General features: G+C 37.3%; 16 protein-coding genes. 4 read left to right on the plus strand and 12 right to left on the minus strand.

Going from position 1 to position 21,776, the window contains the following annotated elements; all coding sequences use genetic code 11:
- The first annotated feature begins 142 nt into the window (after nt 1-142).
- Complete coding sequence (locus tag AAEU29_RS12965) at nt 143-1,621, plus strand: methyl-accepting chemotaxis protein (protein ID WP_421973740.1); 1,479 nt, start codon at nt 143-145, stop codon at nt 1,619-1,621.
- A complete protein-coding gene (locus AAEU29_RS12970) occupies nt 1,611-2,138 on the plus strand; it encodes a DUF6436 domain-containing protein (RefSeq protein ID WP_421973741.1) in 528 nt (175 codons plus the stop codon). Before AAEU29_RS12965 ends, AAEU29_RS12970 begins: the two co-directional genes overlap by 11 nt.
- A gap of 3 nt (nt 2,139-2,141) precedes the next feature.
- Here AAEU29_RS12970 and hisIE read toward each other — a convergent pair whose 3' ends face one another.
- Genes hisIE through hisG form a run of 8 tightly spaced genes read right to left on the minus strand, consistent with a single transcriptional unit; the run spans nt 2,142 to nt 9,141 of the window.
- A complete protein-coding gene (gene hisIE, locus AAEU29_RS12975; protein WP_421973742.1) occupies nt 2,142-2,753 on the minus strand; it encodes a bifunctional phosphoribosyl-AMP cyclohydrolase/phosphoribosyl-ATP diphosphatase HisIE in 612 nt (203 codons plus the stop codon).
- Nucleotides 2,750-3,523 carry an imidazole glycerol phosphate synthase subunit HisF gene (gene hisF / locus AAEU29_RS12980; protein ID WP_421973743.1) on the minus strand — a complete coding sequence of 258 codons (774 nt, stop codon included), beginning with the start codon at nt 3,521-3,523 and terminating at the stop codon, nt 2,750-2,752. The genes hisIE and hisF overlap by 4 nt, the downstream gene beginning before the upstream one ends.
- On the minus strand, nt 3,505-4,239 hold the full coding sequence (hisA, locus tag AAEU29_RS12985) for a 1-(5-phosphoribosyl)-5-[(5-phosphoribosylamino)methylideneamino]imidazole-4-carboxamide isomerase (protein WP_421973744.1): 735 nt from the start codon (nt 4,237-4,239) through the stop codon (nt 3,505-3,507). The genes hisF and hisA overlap by 19 nt, the downstream gene beginning before the upstream one ends.
- Nucleotides 4,240-4,247: 8 nt before the next feature.
- Nucleotides 4,248-4,832 carry an imidazole glycerol phosphate synthase subunit HisH gene (hisH, locus tag AAEU29_RS12990; protein ID WP_421973745.1) on the minus strand — a complete coding sequence of 195 codons (585 nt, stop codon included), beginning with the start codon at nt 4,830-4,832 and terminating at the stop codon, nt 4,248-4,250.
- On the minus strand, nt 4,829-5,890 hold the full coding sequence (gene hisB, locus AAEU29_RS12995) for a bifunctional histidinol-phosphatase/imidazoleglycerol-phosphate dehydratase HisB (RefSeq protein ID WP_421973746.1): 1,062 nt from the start codon (nt 5,888-5,890) through the stop codon (nt 4,829-4,831). Before hisB ends, hisH begins: the two co-directional genes overlap by 4 nt.
- Before the next feature lie 3 nt (nt 5,891-5,893).
- Entirely contained in the window at nt 5,894-6,946 is a 1,053-nt protein-coding gene (hisC, locus tag AAEU29_RS13000) for a histidinol-phosphate transaminase (RefSeq protein WP_421973747.1), read from the minus strand.
- On the minus strand, nt 6,946-8,238 hold the full coding sequence (gene hisD, locus AAEU29_RS13005; protein ID WP_421973748.1) for a histidinol dehydrogenase: 1,293 nt from the start codon (nt 8,236-8,238) through the stop codon (nt 6,946-6,948). The genes hisC and hisD overlap by 1 nt, the downstream gene beginning before the upstream one ends.
- Nucleotides 8,239-8,241: 3 nt before the next feature.
- Nucleotides 8,242-9,141: an ATP phosphoribosyltransferase gene (hisG, locus tag AAEU29_RS13010; protein WP_421973749.1), complete on the minus strand. Its 900-nt coding sequence runs from the start codon at nt 9,139-9,141 to the stop codon at nt 8,242-8,244.
- A 723-nt stretch (nt 9,142-9,864) separates the two neighbouring features.
- On the opposite strand from hisG, the gene AAEU29_RS13015 reads away from it, so the two are divergent.
- Together AAEU29_RS13015 and AAEU29_RS13020 are read left to right on the plus strand one after the other, a co-directional pair.
- A complete protein-coding gene (locus AAEU29_RS13015) occupies nt 9,865-10,083 on the plus strand; it encodes a hypothetical protein (RefSeq protein ID WP_421973750.1) in 219 nt (72 codons plus the stop codon).
- A 97-nt stretch (nt 10,084-10,180) separates the two neighbouring features.
- Complete coding sequence (locus AAEU29_RS13020) at nt 10,181-10,570, plus strand: hypothetical protein (protein WP_421973751.1); 390 nt, start codon at nt 10,181-10,183, stop codon at nt 10,568-10,570.
- A gap of 310 nt (nt 10,571-10,880) precedes the next feature.
- Here the strand turns inward: AAEU29_RS13020 and AAEU29_RS13025 are convergent, their stop codons facing one another.
- The 4 genes from AAEU29_RS13025 to AAEU29_RS13040 form a co-directional block, all read right to left on the minus strand.
- Entirely contained in the window at nt 10,881-12,554 is a 1,674-nt protein-coding gene (locus tag AAEU29_RS13025) for a hypothetical protein (protein ID WP_421973752.1), read from the minus strand.
- A gap of 137 nt (nt 12,555-12,691) precedes the next feature.
- Nucleotides 12,692-14,161: a dGTPase gene (gene dgt / locus AAEU29_RS13030; RefSeq protein WP_421973753.1), complete on the minus strand. Its 1,470-nt coding sequence runs from the start codon at nt 14,159-14,161 to the stop codon at nt 12,692-12,694.
- A 205-nt stretch (nt 14,162-14,366) separates the two neighbouring features.
- Nucleotides 14,367-20,630 carry a beta strand repeat-containing protein gene (locus AAEU29_RS13035; RefSeq protein ID WP_421973754.1) on the minus strand — a complete coding sequence of 2,088 codons (6,264 nt, stop codon included), beginning with the start codon at nt 20,628-20,630 and terminating at the stop codon, nt 14,367-14,369.
- Nucleotides 20,623-21,690: an OmpA family protein gene (locus tag AAEU29_RS13040; protein WP_421973755.1), complete on the minus strand. Its 1,068-nt coding sequence runs from the start codon at nt 21,688-21,690 to the stop codon at nt 20,623-20,625. Before AAEU29_RS13040 ends, AAEU29_RS13035 begins: the two co-directional genes overlap by 8 nt.
- Nucleotides 21,691-21,776: the final 86 nt, after the last annotated feature.

The following is a 21,776-nucleotide window of genomic DNA, read 5'->3' on the forward strand; positions in this document are numbered from 1 at the left end:
ATTGTTCTGGAAATAAGTATTCAGCAATTTTAAGAACAACATCTACACTTATACAACAGGTTAAGTTCATAAAGTAATGAACAAAAAACAGATATATAACGTATTAGTCAAAGTTTTATACCGTTATTAGTAGGTGTTTATCATGAATTATCCATGGATTGAAAAAGCAAACAGAATTTTTTCAGCCGTATTGATTGGTCAATTTATATTGACGCTAATTATTGCGTTTTTTACGCAGACCTGGCTTGAGGGGATCATCGTAGGCCTAATAATTATGGCGCTTCCTCTTTTTCTTATTCAAACGTCACCATTTGCTGCTGTAACACGGCATGCTGTAGCCATTGCAGTTCAATTATTTGCTGCACTTCATATTCAGCAAACGATGGGGCTGACAGAATTTCATTTTGAAATCTTTGTAATGTTAGCTTTTTTAAGCTGTTACAGAGATTGGAAAGTCATATTAACAAGTGTGTTGTTTGTTGCAGTTCATCATGTTTTATTTTTTGTAGTACAAAGTCAAAGTGCAGGTTTATATATATTTGAAGAAGGGCACCTTCATTTTTACATTCTGGTTATACATGCTTTGTTTGCCGTAACTGAAGGTGCAGTTTTAATGTATGTAGCAAAACATGCTCATAACGAGTCAGTTAAAGGGTTCGATTTATCGTCATCAGTGCATCAGATATTAAGTAAGGATGGTAAATTTGACTTAACTGCTTTCTCAAACAACCAAACGGATGATACTGATTTTAATAAATTAATGACATCTTTTACTCGGTTTATAAAACAAACAAAAGAAGTCAGCACGGGTGTACTTGACCGTTCACAAATAGTTGCTTCATTAAGTAATGAAGTTGAAAATGCAACTGAAGAAAATGTAAGTCAAATAAACCTTATAGCAACAGCAACTGAAGAGATGACCGTTGCTAATGCTAATGTTGCTTCACAAGCAAGCGAAGCCAATGACAGTGCTTCAGACGCCTTTACACGTACCGATAAAACTAAGCAGATTATTGATAATTCAACATGCAACATTGAAAACTTAAAAGGTGACTTATCAGCTACTTCACAAACTATTGGCGAATTAGCGCTAAAATGTAATCAAATTGAAGAAGTTATGAACGCTATTAAGTCTATTTCTGATCAAACAAATTTACTTGCACTTAATGCTGCAATTGAATCGGCGCGTGCAGGTGAGCATGGTCGTGGCTTTGCAGTTGTAGCCGATGAAGTTAGGCAACTTGCAATGAAGACAAGGCAAAATGCTGAGCAGATATCTGAAATCACAGCTGCGCTAATTAATGAAGCATCCTCATCAGTTGATCAAATGGATAAGTGTTTAATTCGTGCAGAAGATACTGTTACCCAGGCAAAAGAAGCATCATCTATGATGATGGGTGTTGTCGATAATATAGAGAGCATGGTTAACAATATGGCATCAGTTGCAAGTGCTGCGAGTGAACAAGCAACTGTGTCAGCAAGTATTTCAGAATCTACTCAAACACTGTCGCAAAACTCAGAACAATTAAAAGTAAATAGCAATGAGTCCAGTAAGCGCTTTCAAGAAATGAAACACGATATTGAAAATTTAAACAGTGAGCTTGCGCGTTTTGAATTATAAACCCCATTGGATCATTGTATGTGTATGGAGTGTGTTGTTATCGGTGAGTGTTTTGTTTTTATCTGTATTAAAAATTAATACTTTCGATAATTACGGCGAATTAACAAAACGTGCAATGGACACTAACTTTGATAAAGAGTTTGTTAAACAGCTAGCATCGATATTAGGGGATGTATCCGGTTCAGTGATCCATTTTGAAGCGGAAGATTGCTTTTGTCAGACTGTTGCAAATGACCATGTTAGCTCAGTTAAAAAATTAGCCATCAATCAAAATTTTAAAAATCATAACCTTGTAGTAAATAACACGGATGGATTATTTTTACCTTCTGTACCTGCAGTCGCAGTGATAAATAAACGAGGAGCGCTTAGTTATCTGGGTCCTTACGCTAGCGGTATGTTTTGTGCCGAGGGCAATGGTCTTGTTGAACCTTACCTTTTAAAGAAAAACCCCGAACAAAGTATGTTCGGGGCTACAATTTTAACAGAAGCCAAAGGCTGTTACTGTAATATTAGTTAAGTGTTATTTATGACGATTTTTAAGTACTGTGATAACTTCACTAATATCTAAGTTTTGGCGTTGTAATAATACAAGTAAATGATAAAGCAGATCAGCTGATTCATTGAGTAGCTCTACATTGTCATTTTTCATTGCAGCAAGGGCTACTTCAACACCCTCTTCACCCACTTTCTGACAGCTTCTGCTGAGCTCTTTGGCAAATAAACTTGCAGTATAGCTTTCATTTGGATCATCGTGCTTACGTTTAGCGATAACCTTATTTAAAGTGCCTAAAAAAGCTAAATCGGATGATGCATCAGCAAAACAACTTTGTGTTCCTAAATGGCATGTCGGGCCTTTGGGATTTGCTAACATAAGTAAAGAGTCTTGATCACAATCAGTGTGAACAGAAACCAACTCCAGGTAATTCTCAGAGCTCTCACCTTTAGTCCATAAGCGTTGTTTTGAACGGCTGTAAAAAGTAACTTTACCAATCTCAAGGCTGGTTTGTACTGCTTCAGCATTACAAAATCCTTGCATTAAAATCTGCCCGGTATGCGCATCCTGTACAATTGCAGGAATTAAATCACTTTTGTTAAAGTCCAGCGCTGAAATATTGGTTAAATCTATCTTCATAGTCTTACTGCTATTTCCTGTTTATTTAATTCGGCTTTAAGTTCGCTAATGTCTATTAGGCCTTTGTGAAAAACAGATGCTGCAAGCGCACCGTCAACATTGCTGAGTGTGAATACATCTGCAAAGTCTTGAATTTTGCCAGCGCCACCAGAGGCAATAAGTGGTACATCACATAATTCACGTATTTTACTCAGTTGGGCGTTGTCATATCCATTGCGAACACCATCTTGGTTCATACAATTAAGTACAATCTCACCAGCACCTAGATCTTGCACACGTTTAACCCACTCTTCAGTTTTATAACGTGTTTGACTCGCTGCATTTGGATCGCCTGTTAATTGATATACTAAATATTGATCAGTATCTTTATCATAAAAACTATCAATGCCAACTACGACGCATTGTTTTCCAAACTCATCATGCAGCTCTTTGATAAGTTCTGGTCGAGCGATAGCTGGGCTGTTTATACTAATTTTGTCTGCACCCATTTCGAGTACCTTAGCTGCATCAGCTACAGATTTTATGCCGCCTGCAACACAAAATGGAATATTAATATAACGCGCAATTTGCTCAACCCAAGCTACATCCAATAAACGTTTTTCGACACTCGCGGTAATTTCATAGAAAACTAATTCATCTGCACCTGCTTTTGAATAGGCCTCTGCAAGTTGTAAAATATCACCAACAATTTCATGCTCTTTGAATTTTACACCTTTAACCACCTGGTTATTTTTAACATCAAGGCAGGGGATTATGCGTTTTGATAACATGAAACCGCCTCCTCAGCTGTAAAGGCATTATCTAGTAAAGATTTACCTAAAATTACACCACCTACACCTAATGCCTTAAGTTGCTTAATATCTTCAAGGGAGCTTACGCCACCAGACGCTTGCACGCGAATGTCGTCAAACTTTGCAAGAATATCTTGGTATAAGCCAAAAGAAGGGCCTGTCATTGTACCGTCTTTACTAATATCAGTGCATAAGAAGTCTTTTACACCTAATGCTCTATAAAATTCGATAAATTCGAACAAGTCATAGGGAGATTTTTCTAGCCAACCATGGGTTGCAGGGCGCCATGTATCTGCGTCTTTATTGACATCCAAAGCAATGACAAATTTAGTCGCGCCAAATTTTTCTATCCAGCTCTTTACTTGGCTCTTGTCCGTCACTGCCTTCGAGCCAATCACCACTTGATGTACGCCGGCGTTCAGCCATGTGGATATGTCGGACTCGCTTCGAATGCCGCCGCCGATTTGAAAGGGTAGTTTGAGCGCGTTTGATGCTTCTTGAATGAACTGCCATTGCTTTTTATCCGGATCTCTTGCGCCTTCTAAATCCACGATGTGAATGCGTTCAGCGCCTGAATTAGCATACTCAGTTAAACGAGTTTTAAAGTCAAAATCGTAAAACTGTGCGGTGTCATACTTGCCTTGGTATAGTCTAACAATTCGATTTTGTAAAATATCTAATGCGGGAATAATCATCATTGTTCCTATAATGCTAAAAAGTTTTTAAGCAAGCGCTCGCCTACATCAGCGGACTTTTCAGGGTGAAATTGCATGCCTATAAAATTGTCTTTTGCGATTATGGCTGAAAATTCTGCACCATAGTCACTTGTTGCCAACGTATATTGGTTTGGCTGATGGGCAAAGCTGTGAACATAATAAACTTGATCATTCGCATCAATGCCATTCAAAATAGGGTGGCTAGATTTTAAATTTAAATTATTCCACCCCATATGTGGCAAGGTTAAATTATCACTTTTAAGCGCACCTAGCTTTCCAGGAATAAGGCCAAGTGCTGTCACATTTCCTTCCTCCGTCTCATCACACATTAATTGCATGCCTAAACAGATACCAAGAAGTGGTTTGTTAAAGTTTTTAATTGCGTCTTGCCAGTTATTGTCAATTAAGCGTTTCATAGCAACGGATGCGTGGCCCACGCCAGGTAACACTGCTCGTGGGAAATTTTTTAGTTTTTCGGGCTCAGTGATTATTTCAACCTGAGCGCCTAATCGTTCAAACGCAAAACGCACAGAGTTGATATTTGCACAACCGGTATTGATTATTGCAATCATAAACACCCCTTAGAACTTGCTGTGGTTTGCGAAGTATCTTTTGCGATGGCCATTCTAAGTGCACGTGAAAATGCTTTGAACAAGCCTTCAACTTGGTGATGGCAATTACCCTCAGACACACTCAAAATTAAGCTAATTGTCGCGTTGTCAGTGAGACTTTTGAAAAAGTGTTCCACCATTTGAACATCCATATCGCCCACTTTTTCTCGGCTGAAATTAGCATTTAACACAAAAGAAGCTCGGCCTGATAAATCAATTTGCGCTTCTGCTTTACACTCATCCATAGGTAATGAAAAACCATAGCGACCAATTTGTGCTTTAGCACCGAGCGCTTGTTTAAGGGCTTGACCCAGTGCAATGCCAACATCTTCAACAAGGTGGTGTTCATCAATATGTAAATCACCTTTGGCATTTACAGAAAGGCCAATGTTGCTGTGGGTACGAATTTGGTCAAGCATGTGGTCAAAGAAACCCAGCCCAGTCATTACCTCACCTTGTTTTTCAGAATCAAGGTTTAACCTTACAGAAATTTGAGTTTCGTTAGTGTTACGAACTACTTCACCAGTACGATTTTGCGTTGTTAATTTAGTAACAATTTCTGGCCAATTGCCAGTATATAAAATACCTTCACAAGATAGGTTTTCAGCGAGTTGAATATCGGTTTGACGATCGCCTATAACATAAGAATTGGCTAAATCTACTTTACCCGAGCGCATTAGCTCTTTTAGTAACCCAGTCTTTGGTTTGCGACAAGCACAGTTTTCATCATCAAAATGCGGACAGATTAGTACGTCGTCAAATGTAATGTTTGATGATGTAAACACTTGCATCATTTTGTTATGAGGTGCATCAAAATCAGCTTGTGGAAAGCTGTCAGTTCCAAGACCATCTTGGTTCGATACCATAACTAAACGGTAGCCTGCTGCTTGCAATTGTAATAGGGCAGGAATAACACCTGGTTCAAAGACTAATTTCTCTAACGTGTCTAATTGTTTATCAATGGCAGGTTCTTCAACTAAAGTGCCATCACGATCTATAAATAAGTAAGGAACTGCCATAAATTATCCGTTTATTTCCATTAGCCAATTGAATACAACATTAAGTTCTTGTTCTGAACCGATACTAATACGTAACCAGTCATCTTCCCCATAAAGTGTAAAGGGGCGCATAATTAAACCGCTTGCCATCGCTTTAGTGATATAACACTTATCACTTAATTTGATGGTGACAAAGTTAGCAAAACTAGGAAGTATCTTTACTACTTTGCTACAGTGTTTAAGTTTACTTATCAGCGTTTCACGATTGTTATTTAAAATCGTAACTTGACGTTTCATACTATTAATATTGCAAGGTGAGAGTGCTTGTTCTGCAATAGATGCAACAACAGTTGAAACAGGATAGGGCGCAAGTACTTTTCGCATTGTATTAATCAGTTTTTGATTACTTAGAACAAAGCCAGTGCGAAGCCCTGCAAGTGCAAACGCTTTTGATAAAGTACGTAACACGACAACATTCTCATGCGAATTGATCAGTGGCGTCGCACTAAGCTCATCACAAAATTCTATATACGCTTCATCCACAACCACAATTGCTTTATCTTTAAATGCTTTAGCAATTTCGTCTATACGCTTAAGTGGAACAACGCCGCCAGTTGGGTTATTTGGATTGCAAATAAACACTAGTTTGGCATTTAGCGCTTTCTCAACTAATTCAGTCGTTGATGCTTCTAGCAAATCACTTTGCGTTAGATTGATAAGCGCAACATTGGCGCTTTCAGCAGTTACTTTATACATACCATAGGTAGGAATAAACTGAGCTATTGCATCAACACCGCCTTGGCAAAATGTGCTAACGAGAAGTTCAATTCCTTCGTCTGCACCGCGCGTCATCAACACATTGCTAGTCGCTAAATTAGCGTAGTTCGCATATGCTGATATTACAGCCTCTGGTTGCGGATCAGGGTAACGATTAAGATTTGTTAAATTAAATTCAAACTCATTAGTAAAAGGGCTTTCGTTTGCATTTAACCATGTCGAACCACTAAGCTTTTCGCTTTTAGCTGAGCTATAAGCTGTTAATGAAGCAATATAGTCAGGTGTGTAATTATCACTCATTAACTTAACTCCTCTAGACGGATTTTTACTGCATTAGCGTGAGCATCTAAACCTTCGGCATCTGCCAGTGGTAAAATACTTTTCGAAAGTTCACTTAATCCTTTTTGCGAAATAGTCTGAACTGTATAAGTTCTAAAAAAATCCATTAAATTAAGTGCTGAATACACTTGACTGTAACCATAGGTAGGCAAAACATGGTTTGTGCCCGATGCATAATCACCTGCTGATTCAGGGGTATAATCGCCAACGAAAATGGAACCGACATTGTAAAATTTATCAACAAGATCATTAGCGTCACGCGTCTGAACAATCAGGTGCTCTGGGCCATATTGGTTTGATACTTCAATTGCTTGCTCTATGTTCTCAACGAGAATAAAAGGCGAATTTAATAATGCTTTTTCTGCGATATTTCGTCTTGATAACACTTGAAGCTGTTTTTCTACTTCTATCTTTGTTGCATTAATTAATGTTTCACTATCGCTAAGTAAAACCACTTGCGAGTCTTCACCGTGCTCTGCTTGAGATAACAGATCAGCTGCTACAAACCTTGGATTAGCGCCACTATCTGCGATTACTAATACCTCTGAAGGACCTGCAGGCATATCAATCGCAACACCATTGGCTTGTTGCGCGACGAGCTGTTTAGCCATAGTCACATAACTATTACCAGGGCCAAAAATTTTATTTACTTTAGGAACTGACTGCGTTCCAAATGCCATTGCAGCAATTACACCAGCACCACCAGACTTTACTAATGTAGTTACACCGCAGAGTTTTGCTGCGTAAAGAATGGCTGGGTTAATTTGCTCATCACCCTTTACTGGTGTTGCAAGCACGATTGTTTGTGCCCCACTTAATTTTGCCAGTGCACCTTGCATTAACACCGATGATGGCAATGGTGCAGTACCACCAGGTACATAAATACCAACCGCATTAATTGCTTGGTAACGAAGCTCGCACACCACACCAGGCTGTGTTTCTATGACTTTTCGCTGTGGTAACTGTGCTTTATGGAATGTAGTAATATTTTTAAATGCGATATCGATGGCTGCTTTAAGCTCTGTGCTCAATAGCGCTTCTGAATTTTGTATTTCAGTATTTGATACAATCAGTTCATCAGCATAATTATTATCAAATTCTTGATTGTATTGTAAAAGCGCTGTGTCACCATTAGCTTTTACATTATCAATAATTAATTGAACACGAGACTGTAATTGGTCTGACGCTTGTTGGGCAGGCCTTGAAAGCAGCAAGCCTTGTGCTGCTTTTGATAATTGAGACCAAGTTTCCACCGATTACTCCATCATTTTTTCGATTGGCATCACAAGAATTGAGCTTGCACCTTTCTCTTTAAGCGCTTCCATTGTTTCCCAAAATAATGTTTCGCTTGAAACCATGTGCAGCGCTACTAAATCATCAGTACCAGCGAGTGAAAGCACTGTTGGCTTGCCAGTACCTGGAAGCAATTCACAGATTTCATCAAGACGCGATTTAGGTGCGTGTAGCATGATGTACTTACTTTCTTTCGCTTGACGAACCGCTTTTAAGCGAGGCAGTAATGTTTCGAGAAGCGCCTGTTTTTGTTGGCTATCCATATTTGGGTTTTGAATTAAACACGCATTTGATTCTAAAATTGTTTCGCCTTGTAATAGGCCATTTGCTTCTAAAGTTGCGCCGGTAGATACAAGGTCACAGATTGCATCAGCAAGACCAGCACGAGGTGCCACCTCGACTGAGCCCGATAATAATACTGTAGATGCATTAATACCTTGTGATTTAAGAAACTGCTTTAAAATTTCAGGATAAGTTGTAGCGATTTTTTTGCCTTCAAACCAACTAAGTGGCTGTTGACCCAATTCTTGAGGCCATGCTAATGCCAATCTGCAATAGCCAAAATCAAGTTTAGCTAGCTTAGTGACGTTTGCATTTAGGTTTTGTGCTTTACGTTCAGCTTGGCTTTCAACTAACACGTTTTCACCTACGATCCCTAAGTCACAGACACCGTCCATTACAAGTCCTGGTATGTCATCATCACGAACTCGCAATACATCAATAGGCATATTGGTTGCGTGGGCAATTAATCGCTGTTCTCTTAAATTAAGTTTTACGCCAAGTTGTTTTAATAACTCTTGGCAGTCTTTAGAAAGACGCCCTGATTTTTGAATAGCGATACGAAGACGGTTGTTATCACTCATTTTTCTCATTCCCAATTAAATTTGTTTCAATAATTTAGTTTTGTTTAGGGCTAAAACAAAAACAGCCCGAGGATGTCCCCGGGCTGTTATGTAAAAATCTGTTAGCCAGAGGACGTATTTTCGGAATAGCCCTCCAGCGAAATACCTGAAAGCTACTCCGTTGTATGATGGTGGTGAATAGTGTTCAGTGTATTAAGCATTCGTTTATAACCTATATATGTAAAACATGTGCCAAATGGCTTGCGTATTTATAGAAAAACATGTTTTTTCAGGGTTTGCAACAAAAAACATAATTAAAAATGTGAATACTATATTTCAAAAAATAAAAGATATTAAATAACAATGACATATAGACTGTGTGTGCATGGCTAAAGTTAGCTTGTATAGGCCTGTATATACAAGTAAGACTGTGTTTTAAAGTGCTTTTTGTTTCTAAATTATGTCTAAGCCTTGTTTTTGCTAGTTTGGAGGTTTGAGGGCTTTTTAAATTACGCTGGGTGCTTTTATTTTTTAATGAAGCTAGGTATTTATAAATAAAAATCGGTTTTTGACTTATTGAGTGTAACGTTTTATGTAGTGATAAACATTTTGAATTAAGCATATAATTGTTAGGCTTTTACATTATTGGTTTTATACCACATTGTATCGCTCTTACTTACGCTAGTTCGGAACTAAAGAGTTTATAAAAATTGCCGTTAAATAGGTATAGTAGTGGAGTAGATTATGGATATTTTAACCCCTTTTTTGCCGCGGATAAATTTTATTCACCCAGTTGATAAATCGACATTATTTGTTGCTGGTGTAAGCGATAATAAAACCACCAAAATTCGTTTAAAGAAAAACGAAGCAACACTCTCTGAGTTAAAAAAACAAAAAGAGAATTCATCTTCTGAAAATCATGAGGAAGATGATAAAGATGAGCACATCGACACATGGGCATAGACTACCATTAAACCCGTCATATCGCCTTTAAGCATTATTTCTACCTGATTCGTTAGAATATTTATAAACTCCACTTAAATATTGATTGGAGTTAATAATGAACTGTGTATGTAAAAAACACACATTACAAGTGTGGAAAGGATACGGCGGGGTGGGATATGGTTGTCATTGTGGCATGTCATTTCTTCCGACTAAATATTTCGCTACGTTAAAGGGGCAAGGTACATTTCATTACGAGCAATTTATAAAGACACTAACTAGCGTGAAAGGAATATGCTCGGAACATAATTGCCCACAATGCAGAACGATTTTAAAACAAAAGGTAGTTGATAATATTGTTTTAGCACATTGTGACCACTGCCATGGACTTTTATTTTCTACCAATCAATCTCGTGCATTTTTTACTAAATACAAACTGCCTAAAAATGATGAAAACCTAATGGGCTTATTAATTGATTTACCATTTATTGGCTTATTATTAAGTTAAAGAACACATCATACTAAATGTATTGAAAAGTTAGTCGGGGCAACTGAGTTAAATTAAAGAGTAGGTAATCAAATAAGACGGGTGTATGGTTTATAACACATGCAGACAGAAACTATAGTAATTATTAAATTTGGTAAGGTTAATAAAAAAGGCCCAAGCTTGAGGTAATTCGGAATCTTAAAAGTTGGGCCTTTAGGGTTTAATTACTTACCTTGGTCGGGGTGGTAAACAGTAAAATCAAATAATAACAAAACAAGCTCAAAAAGGTTTGTCATAACTTTTTCAGTTTGTGAAAAAGTGTAGTAAATAATTAACCTGCTTTTTGGAGCTTAATAGGGTTATTCATATTTAACCAAATCAATCCAAAACCTATTAAGTAATTTTCTAGTTTATGTTTTTGTACAAGGTGCTTTAATGTACAAAATTCTGAGTCATTATCTGTAATTAGACGCAAAGTATCATCCAATACATTTGCGTTTAGATGATGATAACCATATAGATACATAGGTTTAGATGCTTTACCGTAAGCTGCATTTAACTTTATCTTTGTTGCAAGACCTGGATATTTTTCTGAAAAATTAAGCCCTTTTTTAAGTGGTTTTTGTGTTTTATCCCAAGGTAAATTAGCAAGCTTTGGTGATACGTCGGCAATAAATTGACGATGAAATGTGCTGTGCAGTTTAAGTTTTGCCGGAAGATGTAGCATGGTTTTAACTACATCATGATTAAGAAATGGATGCGAACGATTATAATAGCTATCTAGCAATTGTTGACCTGCAACAACCATTCTTTGACATCGTGTAGTCAAATAAAATATATCCGCTTGTTTTGTTGCTGGTAATAATGGGTTTATATAACGTTCGAAAACAGGTTCAATTTTTTCTTCGATAGATTTATGTCCAAGCAACGGTGCTAAAAGCGGGTGTGTTTGCTTTAAGAATTCTTCTTGTATATAACGCTTAATTCTGGGTGTCGACCAGTTGTTCAGTAAAGATAAGTCAAAAAAATTAAATCCAGGCATTCCACGGTCGTAATAAAATGCACGATAAGACTCAGCCCCCGTACCCGTAATAATGCTTCTACCTAGTGTTTTATTGAGAATTTTATCATCAATTAATGCGTGTGCATGATGAAAGGGAACTTCTCCCATACTCGCTTTGCTTACACGGTGTATGACTGAATCTGTTATATTTGTTTTTAAGTTTGTTGGGTGGTGAAGTATTAAACCACAACTGTTTGCAAGTAATTTTGCGTAGTTAACGTCGGTACTATTAGCAACCCCATAACATAAAGCATCTGGTTTTAAGTTAAGTAAATCGCATGCTGCGAGTATTGCTCGTGAATCAAGCCCACCTGATAGTGATATTAGAGGATTAATGCCGCTGTTAACACTCATTCGAACAGCTTCAATGAGTGCCTCTTTTGCATCGCTGTATTTAGTTTTCAGATTGCTGTTGAATATCTCATTTTTATTACTTTTTTGTGTAAAGTCAGAATTTTTAATAGTTAAAGTCGCTTGCGTATTGCCCATAAAGTGGGTGGTATTTTTTAATATTGAATTGCTTGAAAATAATTGGCCTAACACAACGATTTCTTTAAGTGAGTGTTTGTTAAGTTCAAGTGGTTTTTTTAAAGATTGATTGAGCGCTGTACGTGAACTTGCAAGTACAATATCGTTGTTATTTTTGTAATATAAAATAGGGAAGGCGCCGTAGGTATCGGTGGCAAAATTAATTATGCGCGATTTATTATTTATTGCTATCCAAGATCTTCCACAGTAACTCTCAAATCGATTATTTAAAATTTCTGAAGTTATCTGTCTATCTAGGTGACGATAAGCAATATCACCCCATATAAAAATGTCTAAGGTGCTAGTTGTATGACGTGTTACGCAAATACTTTGTCTAAAATCTTCAATATTTGCGTTGTACCAGGTGTCTGCTGAAAGCTCTTCTGTGTTAAATAGAATACTTAATTGCGCCATGATAAGGTCTCTAAAAGATAACTTTTCTTTATAGCAGCAAACAACGTGCCTTATTTAACTTGCTGAATTACATGTTTTATTTTACTTGTTGAAAGTTGTTTTTTGCAAAATGCAAAGCTTAATAGTAATTCATTGAGTTAATCACTTACGGTTAACAAGCGATAAGTATCATAGGCAAATTGATCAGTCATGTTTGCAATAAAGTCTTGAATTAACCTTGCTCGATAATAAAACTCAAATATGGGATCTGTTTGGTTACTTTGTATTTGAGAAACTGACTTTTTATAAACCGCTATATATTTAGATGAAATTCGTTTTAATAATCGCGATTCAATAGTGAAGCCTAATTCACCCTCTAATAATTTTGTGAATTCTGATTGTGACATATTTAATAAACACGAAAATTCATTAAGTAGGGTTGTTATTATTTTGTGACCCTGTATTTCTAATTTTTCAACTTCGTGATGGCTAAATACATGTTTAATAGCAATTGCTTTTAAGGTTTTGGTAATTGCATGATGATAACTGTTATCTTCTATCAATGGTGCATTGAAACTACCATGATATATATCCTCAATATTATCGCAAAAACGTGTCGCACTATGTTTAATAAGTGGATGAAGCAGGTTAACTCTTAATCGAATAAAAAAAGCGTTGTCAAAATTGAAGTCTTCTTTTGATGCGTGAAGATAAGCGTTTTCACATTTTTCACGCATAAAGTTAATTAGTTTTGTATCAGTAATATCAAAAGAATGAATAATTTTTTCATACTGTTCAATTAGTAACTGCTTTAGTAAGGTAACAGTAATAAGGCCTTTTTCCACCGCATCTTCGATATCAGCTAAACAATAGGCAATATCATCAGCTGCCTCCATAATATAACTTGCTGGATGCCGGTTACCTGGTGCTATATTTAGCACTTCGCAAATTTGGTTTATAAACTCAGACTCACTAAAGTAAAAACCTACTTTTTTCATTAGGTAATTGTTACTTTCAGGTATCTGCTGCTTTGGTAACGTACCACAACGGGTGTATTTTAAAATGCTAGCAGCCTGAGAGTAAGTTAAGTTTAACGCAAGTAGAGTATGAACATTACGAATTGCTTGAGCATTACCCTCAAAATTTGTGAGTTCAAATAACAGTGATGAGGTGAGCGATAGTGGCTCTTTTAATTCGTCATCACTAGGGAAATGTGTTTTAAAAATATCATGCTGCTTTAGATATTTTTCAAACCAATTATTAATTGCCGATTCACCAAAGTGACCAAAGGCAGGGTTTCCAATATCGTGCATTAAACACGCCATTTCAACGAGAGATTCGAATTCTCTTTCTAAGTTATTTAAACCACTTGCGGTTGTTACTTCATTTGGCAACATATTTAAAATGGTATGAACGATAAAGCGACCATTTTGCTGCACTTCTAAAGAGTGTGTTAAGCGAGATCTAACAGCTGCGTTTCGCTCTAAAGGAAACACTTGCGTCTTTTGTTGTAATCGTCTTATTCCAGCACTATTGATTATTCTGCCCCGATCACTTTCTAGAGCTGTTCGTACATTTGTGGTTTCATTAAATTGACGACGTGCATTAATTTTTTGATTAAAGTTCATGGTATCTTATTTTCTTGCTTATTAACGGGCTCGGACTATTTGGTATTTATAAAAGTTCTCAATACGAACAGTTCATAATACGTTCATTTCAAAAATATAATAATTAGAATACTTAATGAGCCACTCCGCAATTAAGTTTGTATCCCGAGTATTTATGAAGTTACATTAAAACAAAAACCCGCTGGGCTAGCGGGTTTTTTATTTCTTAATTTGTAACAGTTAAATTAACTTCATGCACTGTAAATGAACCGTTTCCATTATCAAGTTGGCATTTAACCCGGTTACTTCCAGTGGATTTAGCCGTTATGAATCCAGTGGATGAAAGCTCAACTATATTTGATGAGTAACCAAGCGCCCATTGTGCTTGTGTAGTTACATTAATACGTTGTTGTACTGAAGTATCATCAACTAATGCATAAATCGCATAGCAAGCAAGTTGCTTTGATTGACCAACGCGCATTGATATTGGATCAGGATCTATTTCCATAAAGTAGAGTGAAAACTCCGATACAGTTAATTTAGCTTGTCCAGAAACGCCATTAGCGCTTGCAATAACATTTGTTATGCCACGCTGTTTTGTTGTCACGCGACCATTAGCTGCATTTACAGTAGCAACTGTTTCGTCATCAACAGTCCATGTAACTGAATCGGTAATATCAAGCTCTGTTCCATTAGCATATACACCTTTGGCTCTGTATTGGATTGTTTGTGATTCAGGTACCACTTCATTATCTGGGGTGACAATGATTTCTTTAAGCTCAGATGCATATACTTCTACATCTGCACTATCACTCATCCCAGAATAATTGAATAGAAGTTGAGTGTTACCTTCACTTACACCGACCACAAAAATATTTGGTCCTTGCGTATTTACAGAAGCGATAGATTCATCAGCCATACGCCATTGCCCATCGAGAGTTACATCAATCGTATTGCCATCAGAGAATTCGGCATAAGCCTTAGCTTTAACTTCAGACTTACCGTCAGCACTCACATGAACTGAAAATAAACTAGGATCAATGTAAACATTTGATAATGTTGGGCCTGTTACGGTTACCATTGTGGTATCAAAGGCACCTTTAAAGCTCGCTTTAATTTCTGATTCACCTACTTTTAATGCACTGGCATTTCCGCCATCAACACCTGTAGGGACAATAGACACGACAGAAGCATCGGATGAAGACCAAGTTGCTTTTTCAGTTACATCTTCAATGTTTCCAGAAACGTAAGCAGCAATAACAGTAAAACGACCAATTGTTTCTACAGGTACTTCTGGATGATTTGGTGATACCTCAAGATATTCGATAGGGTCATCTAACACCGTTATCATCGCTGCGCCTGAAACCCCTTGATAAGTTGCAGTAACTTGGGTTTTACCAACTGCTGTACCGTTTACAAGTCCTGGTGTTGATATAAAAGCAAGTGATCCATCATCAATTGTCCAGTCACTGCTATTTGTGACATCTACTAAGTTAGTTACATCATTATCATAAACTGCATATGCGGTAAGTTTACGAGTGTCGTTGATATAAACACTAGAGTCGGCAGGTTCAACAAGTAAGCCTGTCAATTGAGGAGGAAGTTCTAACACAGTAAGTTGACCATTACCCGTTAGCCCAGCATAAGTGGCAGAAATTCTAGCAACACCATCATTATTACCGGTCGCGAGGCCGCCGTCTGCACCAGAGGTAATTACTGTAGCAACACCTGTATTATCCGATTGCCATGTAGCAAGTGTTGTAACATTGGTAAAAGAACCATCAGGGTGAATTGCTTGTGCTTGAAAGTTAAAGGTTTCACCTTCATTAATTTGTTTTAAGAATGGTGTAACAGATATACGGTCAATTGCTTTGCCTGTTACTGTGATATCTGCAAGAACAATTTCACCGTTATATTCAGCTTGTACTTGGGTGCTACCTTGCTGATTTGCTGTAACTAGACCTGATGGTGAAACAGTAGCAATAGAAGTATCTATGATTTGCCAATTCGAACTGTTAGTAACTTCCAAACTGGTACCATTTGAAAAATTTGCAAATGTTTTAAATTGTTTTGTTTCACTCACATTGAGCTCAGCGCTAACTGGCGAAATAGTTAAAGACTCAATAATTGCGGCTGTAACTATCAGCTCACCAGTAGATGTTAGCCCTTGATAATCAGCTTGAACGGTTGTTACACCTTCAACTAGTGTTGCAAATAAACCATTCCCATTATGAACAGCAATCGATTGTTCTAAAGATTGCCAAGTTACTAATGTAGTAACATCAACGTTGCTTGAGTCACTGAAATAAGCGTGCGCTTTGAACTGTATTTCTGTACCAGCAGGCGTTTCTTGTGGGGTAGGGTAAACAACAAGTCTTTCAATAATCGCTGGCCCTACACTAAGGTATGCATCATTGGATGTAATACCCGAGAGGCTTGCAGTGATAACAGCATTACCCTCTGATATACCAGACGCAATACCCCCTTTTTTAATCGAAGCTACAGAATCGCTATCACTAAACCAAGTTACTTGAGTTGTTAGGTCTTTACTGGTTGCATCACTAAAAATACCGAAGGCAGTATAGTTTACTTCACCGCCCACATATGTTGTTTCCTGAATGGGGGTTATTTTAATTTCAACAAGTTCAGCATCAGTAATAATGACATCAGCACTGTTACTCATTCCATCAAAACTAGCGTTTACTTTTGTTGTACCAACAGATACAGAGGAAGCGAAACCTGCATTACTCCCAGTTGCTTCAATCTGAGCAATACTAACGTTTTCTGATTGCCAAATTGATGACGTTGTAACGTCTTCAGAGTGTCCATCAGAGTAAAAAGCGGTTGCAATATATTGTCCTTTTGTACCTAAAGGCACAGTAACTGTGGCAGGACTTACTTGTAATCCAGTAACAATTGCATTGATAACAGTTAAGTTAGCATTGTCACTTAAGCCTTGATAACTTCCAGTTATTGAGGTGTTTCCTGAAGATAATGTATCAACAAGTCCAACAGAATTTACAGTTGCGATTGAGGTATTACCAACAAGCCAATTTGCGCTATTTGTTACATCAACGTCAGTGCCATCTGAAAAATAGGCAGTTAAATTATATTGCACAGTCAATCCAAGCGGGATTTCTGTTTGTTTCGGTGTTATTGCAACTCTTTCGATAACTGCATCAGTTACTATTACTTTAGCAATTCCTTGGAATCCGTTGTAGTTAGCTTGGATAATTGCTTCACCTTTGGATAAAGCGGTGACGTTTCCTGCCTTAGCACCATTTGCTACATGAGTAATGGTAGGTGATTCAGATAGCCAAGTTGTCAACTGCGTAACATTTTTTTCAGTTGAATCACTAAAATAAGCAACAGCTTGAAGATTGACCTCATGACCAACAGGGAGGCTAGTTGAGTTTGGAGTAACAATTAATTCGGTAATAATTGCTGATGTTACAATTAGCGTTGCATCAATTGAATTTCCATCTATTGATGCTGTAATGGTTGTTTCACCAACTAAAGACCCAAATGCAAGACCTTGGTTGTTGATTGACGCGATACTTGTTGCACTACTTTTCCAGTTTGCATCTAAGGTGAGGTCTTTAACAGAGCTGTCACTGTAAATACCGGTTAATGAATATTGTTGCGTAGTACCTGCAGGAATTTTGCTTGTAATAGGGCTGAGTATTAATTGCTCTAATGTAGCATCTGTAACAGTAGCTTTTGCTGTAGCAGTTAACCCTTGGAACTCTGCTGAAATTGTTGTGCTTCCAACGTTATCGGCAATCGCGACACCTGTATTAACTTCAATTGAAGCAATTGTATTATCTGCGGATTGCCATAATGCTGTGTTTGTTACATTTTCACTATGACCATCACTATAAAAAGCCGTAGCAGTAAATCTGCCAGTAGTTCCTTTTGGCACAACTACATCATTGGGGTTAACTTGAAGGTCCGTGAGTACGGCCTCAGTTACATTAAGTTGGGCTATATCATTGAAACCTAGATACTGAGCAGAAATGTAAGTGATACCTTGAGTATAAGTGTTTGCAATACCAGCGTTACTAACTGAAGCTACACTGACATTTGAACTATTCCAACTGCTTGATTTTGTAACATCAAGCGAAGAACCATCTGAAAAAACAGCATATAAACTGTATGATAGCGTTAATCCTGCTGGTAATGTTGATTGTTTGGGCGAGATAATTACTTGTTCAAGTACTGCGTCATTAACTTTAACATGCCCTTTATCAGTTAAGCCTCTATAAGACGCAATTACATCAGTCTCACCAAGATTATTAGCAGTTACTAATCCTGCTTTTATACCGCTTGCGGTAATACTTGCAATAGAGGTGTTTTCTGAATACCAAGTAGCATCCTCGGTTATATCTAGAGTTGAATTATCTGTAAAATACGCAGTTGCTGTTAATTGGCTAGTATGTCCATTGGCAAGTGTAGTCAATTTAGGAATAACAGTTATGTTGGTAAGCTCTGCACTTGTCACCGTTAGGTTTGCAACAGCCTGTTTTCCCACTACTGTTGCCGTAACTGTAACAACACCTTCATTATTACCAAATGCTATTGAGTTACTTGAAAAATACGCAATGTTGTTATCACTCGTTTGCCATGTTGCTTGTTTTGTCAGATCTTTTTGCGAGCCATCACTAAATTTACCAATAAGGTTGTAAGATTGTGAAGTCCCTTTAGCAATCACAGCATTAGCAGGAGTAATATATAAATCAACAAGAGCAGCATCTGTTATTGTGAGTGATGTAGAATCACTTAACCCTTCAAACTGAGCTGTTACCTGCGTTTTTCCTTTAGAATGTGAACTTGCAAAGCCTGAACTTGTAGCGGTATTTGAAATCGTTGCGATTGTTGTGTCCACTATCTGCCAAGAAGCTAATGTTGTAACATCAGTGGAATGTCCATCAGTATAAAATGCAGTCGCACTGTAATATCCATTTGTTCCGAGGGGGACTGAAATATTGCTAGGTGTTATAACTAATTTGTTTGCTGCTGCATCAGTAACGGTTAATAAAGTACACGCCTGCTTTGCTAAATAATCAATACAAATTGTCGAAGTGCCAGGGGTGAATGTATGAGCTATACCCGATAAGGCACCAGTAAAACCAATACTTGCAACAGTCTGATTACTACTAGACCAAGCACCTAAAGCGGTGATGTCTTGAGTTGAGCCATCAGTAAATCTTGCAAACCCTTGATAAACTACTTGGGTACCTGCAGGTGTTACATAATTTAGAGGCGCTAAAGACAGTTCAACTAACTCAGCACTCGTCACTTCAGCCGAGGTGAATGTTGATAATTGTCCAAATACAGCAGTTATTTTTGATGTTCCTACTTGAGTTGCTTTCGCATATCCGGCATTTTCACCTGATTGGATAATGGAACCAATATCATCAGCTAATTGCCATGAAGAAACCTGAGTAACATCTTCAACGTGGCCGTCAGAATAAAGTGCATATGCATGATATTGACCTTGACTACCCAGTGGGAATTTTCCGTTTTCTGGGGTGATAAGCATTCTCTCCGGTACTGCATCAGTTACAGTTACAGGGGTTTCATCAAATAATGTCAGTTCACCATATGAAAGTGATGCAGTTAGATTTGTAGTACCAACTTGTAATGCAGAGAAAACAAAGGTTTTATTAAATTCACCAATCGTGGAGTCAGCTATATTCCATTCAGCGAGTAATGTAACGTCGATGGTATGGTTATTTTCGAGCAGTAAATCTGCACGATATTGGTATTGAGTGCCTACAGGAAGAGATTTATTAACTGGTGTAATTAAAAGCGCCTTAGCATTACTTTCTAATACAACTAACTGTGCTTTAGCAGTTAGATTTTTAAATGCAGCCTCTATTAAAGACTTGCCTTGAGATATTGCAGTTACATGTTGATACTGGTTTTCGTCAATTTCAGCAATTGTTGCTACTTCAGGTTTTTCTGAAGACCATCCAGCTGAGGGGGTGACATCAAACTGTTGGCCATTATTATATTTTAGAAAACTTTTATACAAAACATTCAAACCGGTTACAGTCTGATGTTGAATTGGCGTTATTGTAAGACCAATAATATCACTATCATTTACTGTCAGTTCGGTACTTGCACTTACATTCAAACCATTTTCGTCGTTATAAATAGCTACAACTTGAGTAGTTCCAGCAGCAATAGTGGATGCAATACCATTAGATGATATTGAGGCAACTTGATTATCATCTGTTTGCCACTGTGATGAATTTGTAACATCGATTACTTCTCCATTATCTAAAGTAGCTAAAGCCGTATAAGGTACTGAAACACCTGAAGGTGCAATAATGTTTGTTGGCTTGATTTCAAGTGATATTGCATATGAAGGGCAAGGATTATCACCGCCACATTTACTTTTAGGAAACCCAGTGTTATCACCACCGCAGGCCGAAAGTAAAAAACTAAAAAAAATAAAACTAAATGTTTGAAAAAACCTAGTCATTTGCTGTTCCTTCTGCAATTTCAACTTCTATTTCAGATGTGACTAATGTGGCGCGTCTATTTAAGCGACGATTCTCTTTTGTTTCATTATTGGTTATTGGGTCTAACTCACCTCGATAGTTTATGGAAATACGGGATTTTTCAATGCCATGTTCAATGAGTGTTTGTTTTACATTCAATGCACGTCTTTCTGATAAAGCGAGGTTATATTGTTCGCTACCTAACGAGTCCGTGTATGCGGTTATTTCAACACTAGTTGTGGGGTATTGCTTTAAATGCTGAATTAAATTGATAAAATCAGAATGCTTATGAAACGCAGTGCTATCAAAATCAAATAAAACGGTCGTCGTTTGGGGTTTAATCACAACTTTTTTCGTTGTTATAGCAGGAATAATGCGCTCTTGTGGTTTTTCTTTGATAACAGGCGCTGGCTCAGCTGCTTTTATCGGTTTAGAATTTTTAAATAGGTAACTAATGCCGAGCCAACCAATATGACCATTGCTACTCCCTAGCTTGTTGCTACCAAGGTCATCAATATATTGATAGGCTATTCTTGCTTGCCATTTGTCTGCAATATCATATTTAAAACCAACAGAGGCAGTAGCAGCAAAACCATCATCTTTTATCTCAAATGAAGGTGAGCTGTTCTTACCATACCAATTAACTACACCAATTTTCGTAAATGCTTTAAAATTGTCAGTTAATGTTAGGTCATAGCCTACTGTTATGTCCCAAGCATTCATTTCCCCTTGATAAGGTACAAATAAACCACTTTCAAAATAGGTGGCATTTACTTCACCTAAATCGATTAATGAAGATTCAATAAACAACTCATCATTTAATTGATAACCGAAAAAACCAGCAAAAGCAGTATCACGCTTATCACAGCCAATAGCCCATGGTTCACAACCATGTTGATAGCGAATTGACCCAAACTTAGCGCCAGCATAAAAAAAGTCATGTTCAAATTGATTTTGATTTGCGAAAAGAATAGGGGTGTTTAAAGAAGTTAAAAACAGCGTTACAACAGATAACTTCCCTTTAGTTATTAGTGTTTTCATTTTAAAAACTCTATGCAATCCATTTGTTCCCATTTTTATATATTTTTTATTGAAAAACAAAGTGATTAATAAGTTTTCTTAAAAAA

This window comes from Pseudoalteromonas aquimarina, assembly GCF_049257255.1.
GTDB lineage: Bacteria > Pseudomonadota > Gammaproteobacteria > Enterobacterales > Alteromonadaceae > Pseudoalteromonas.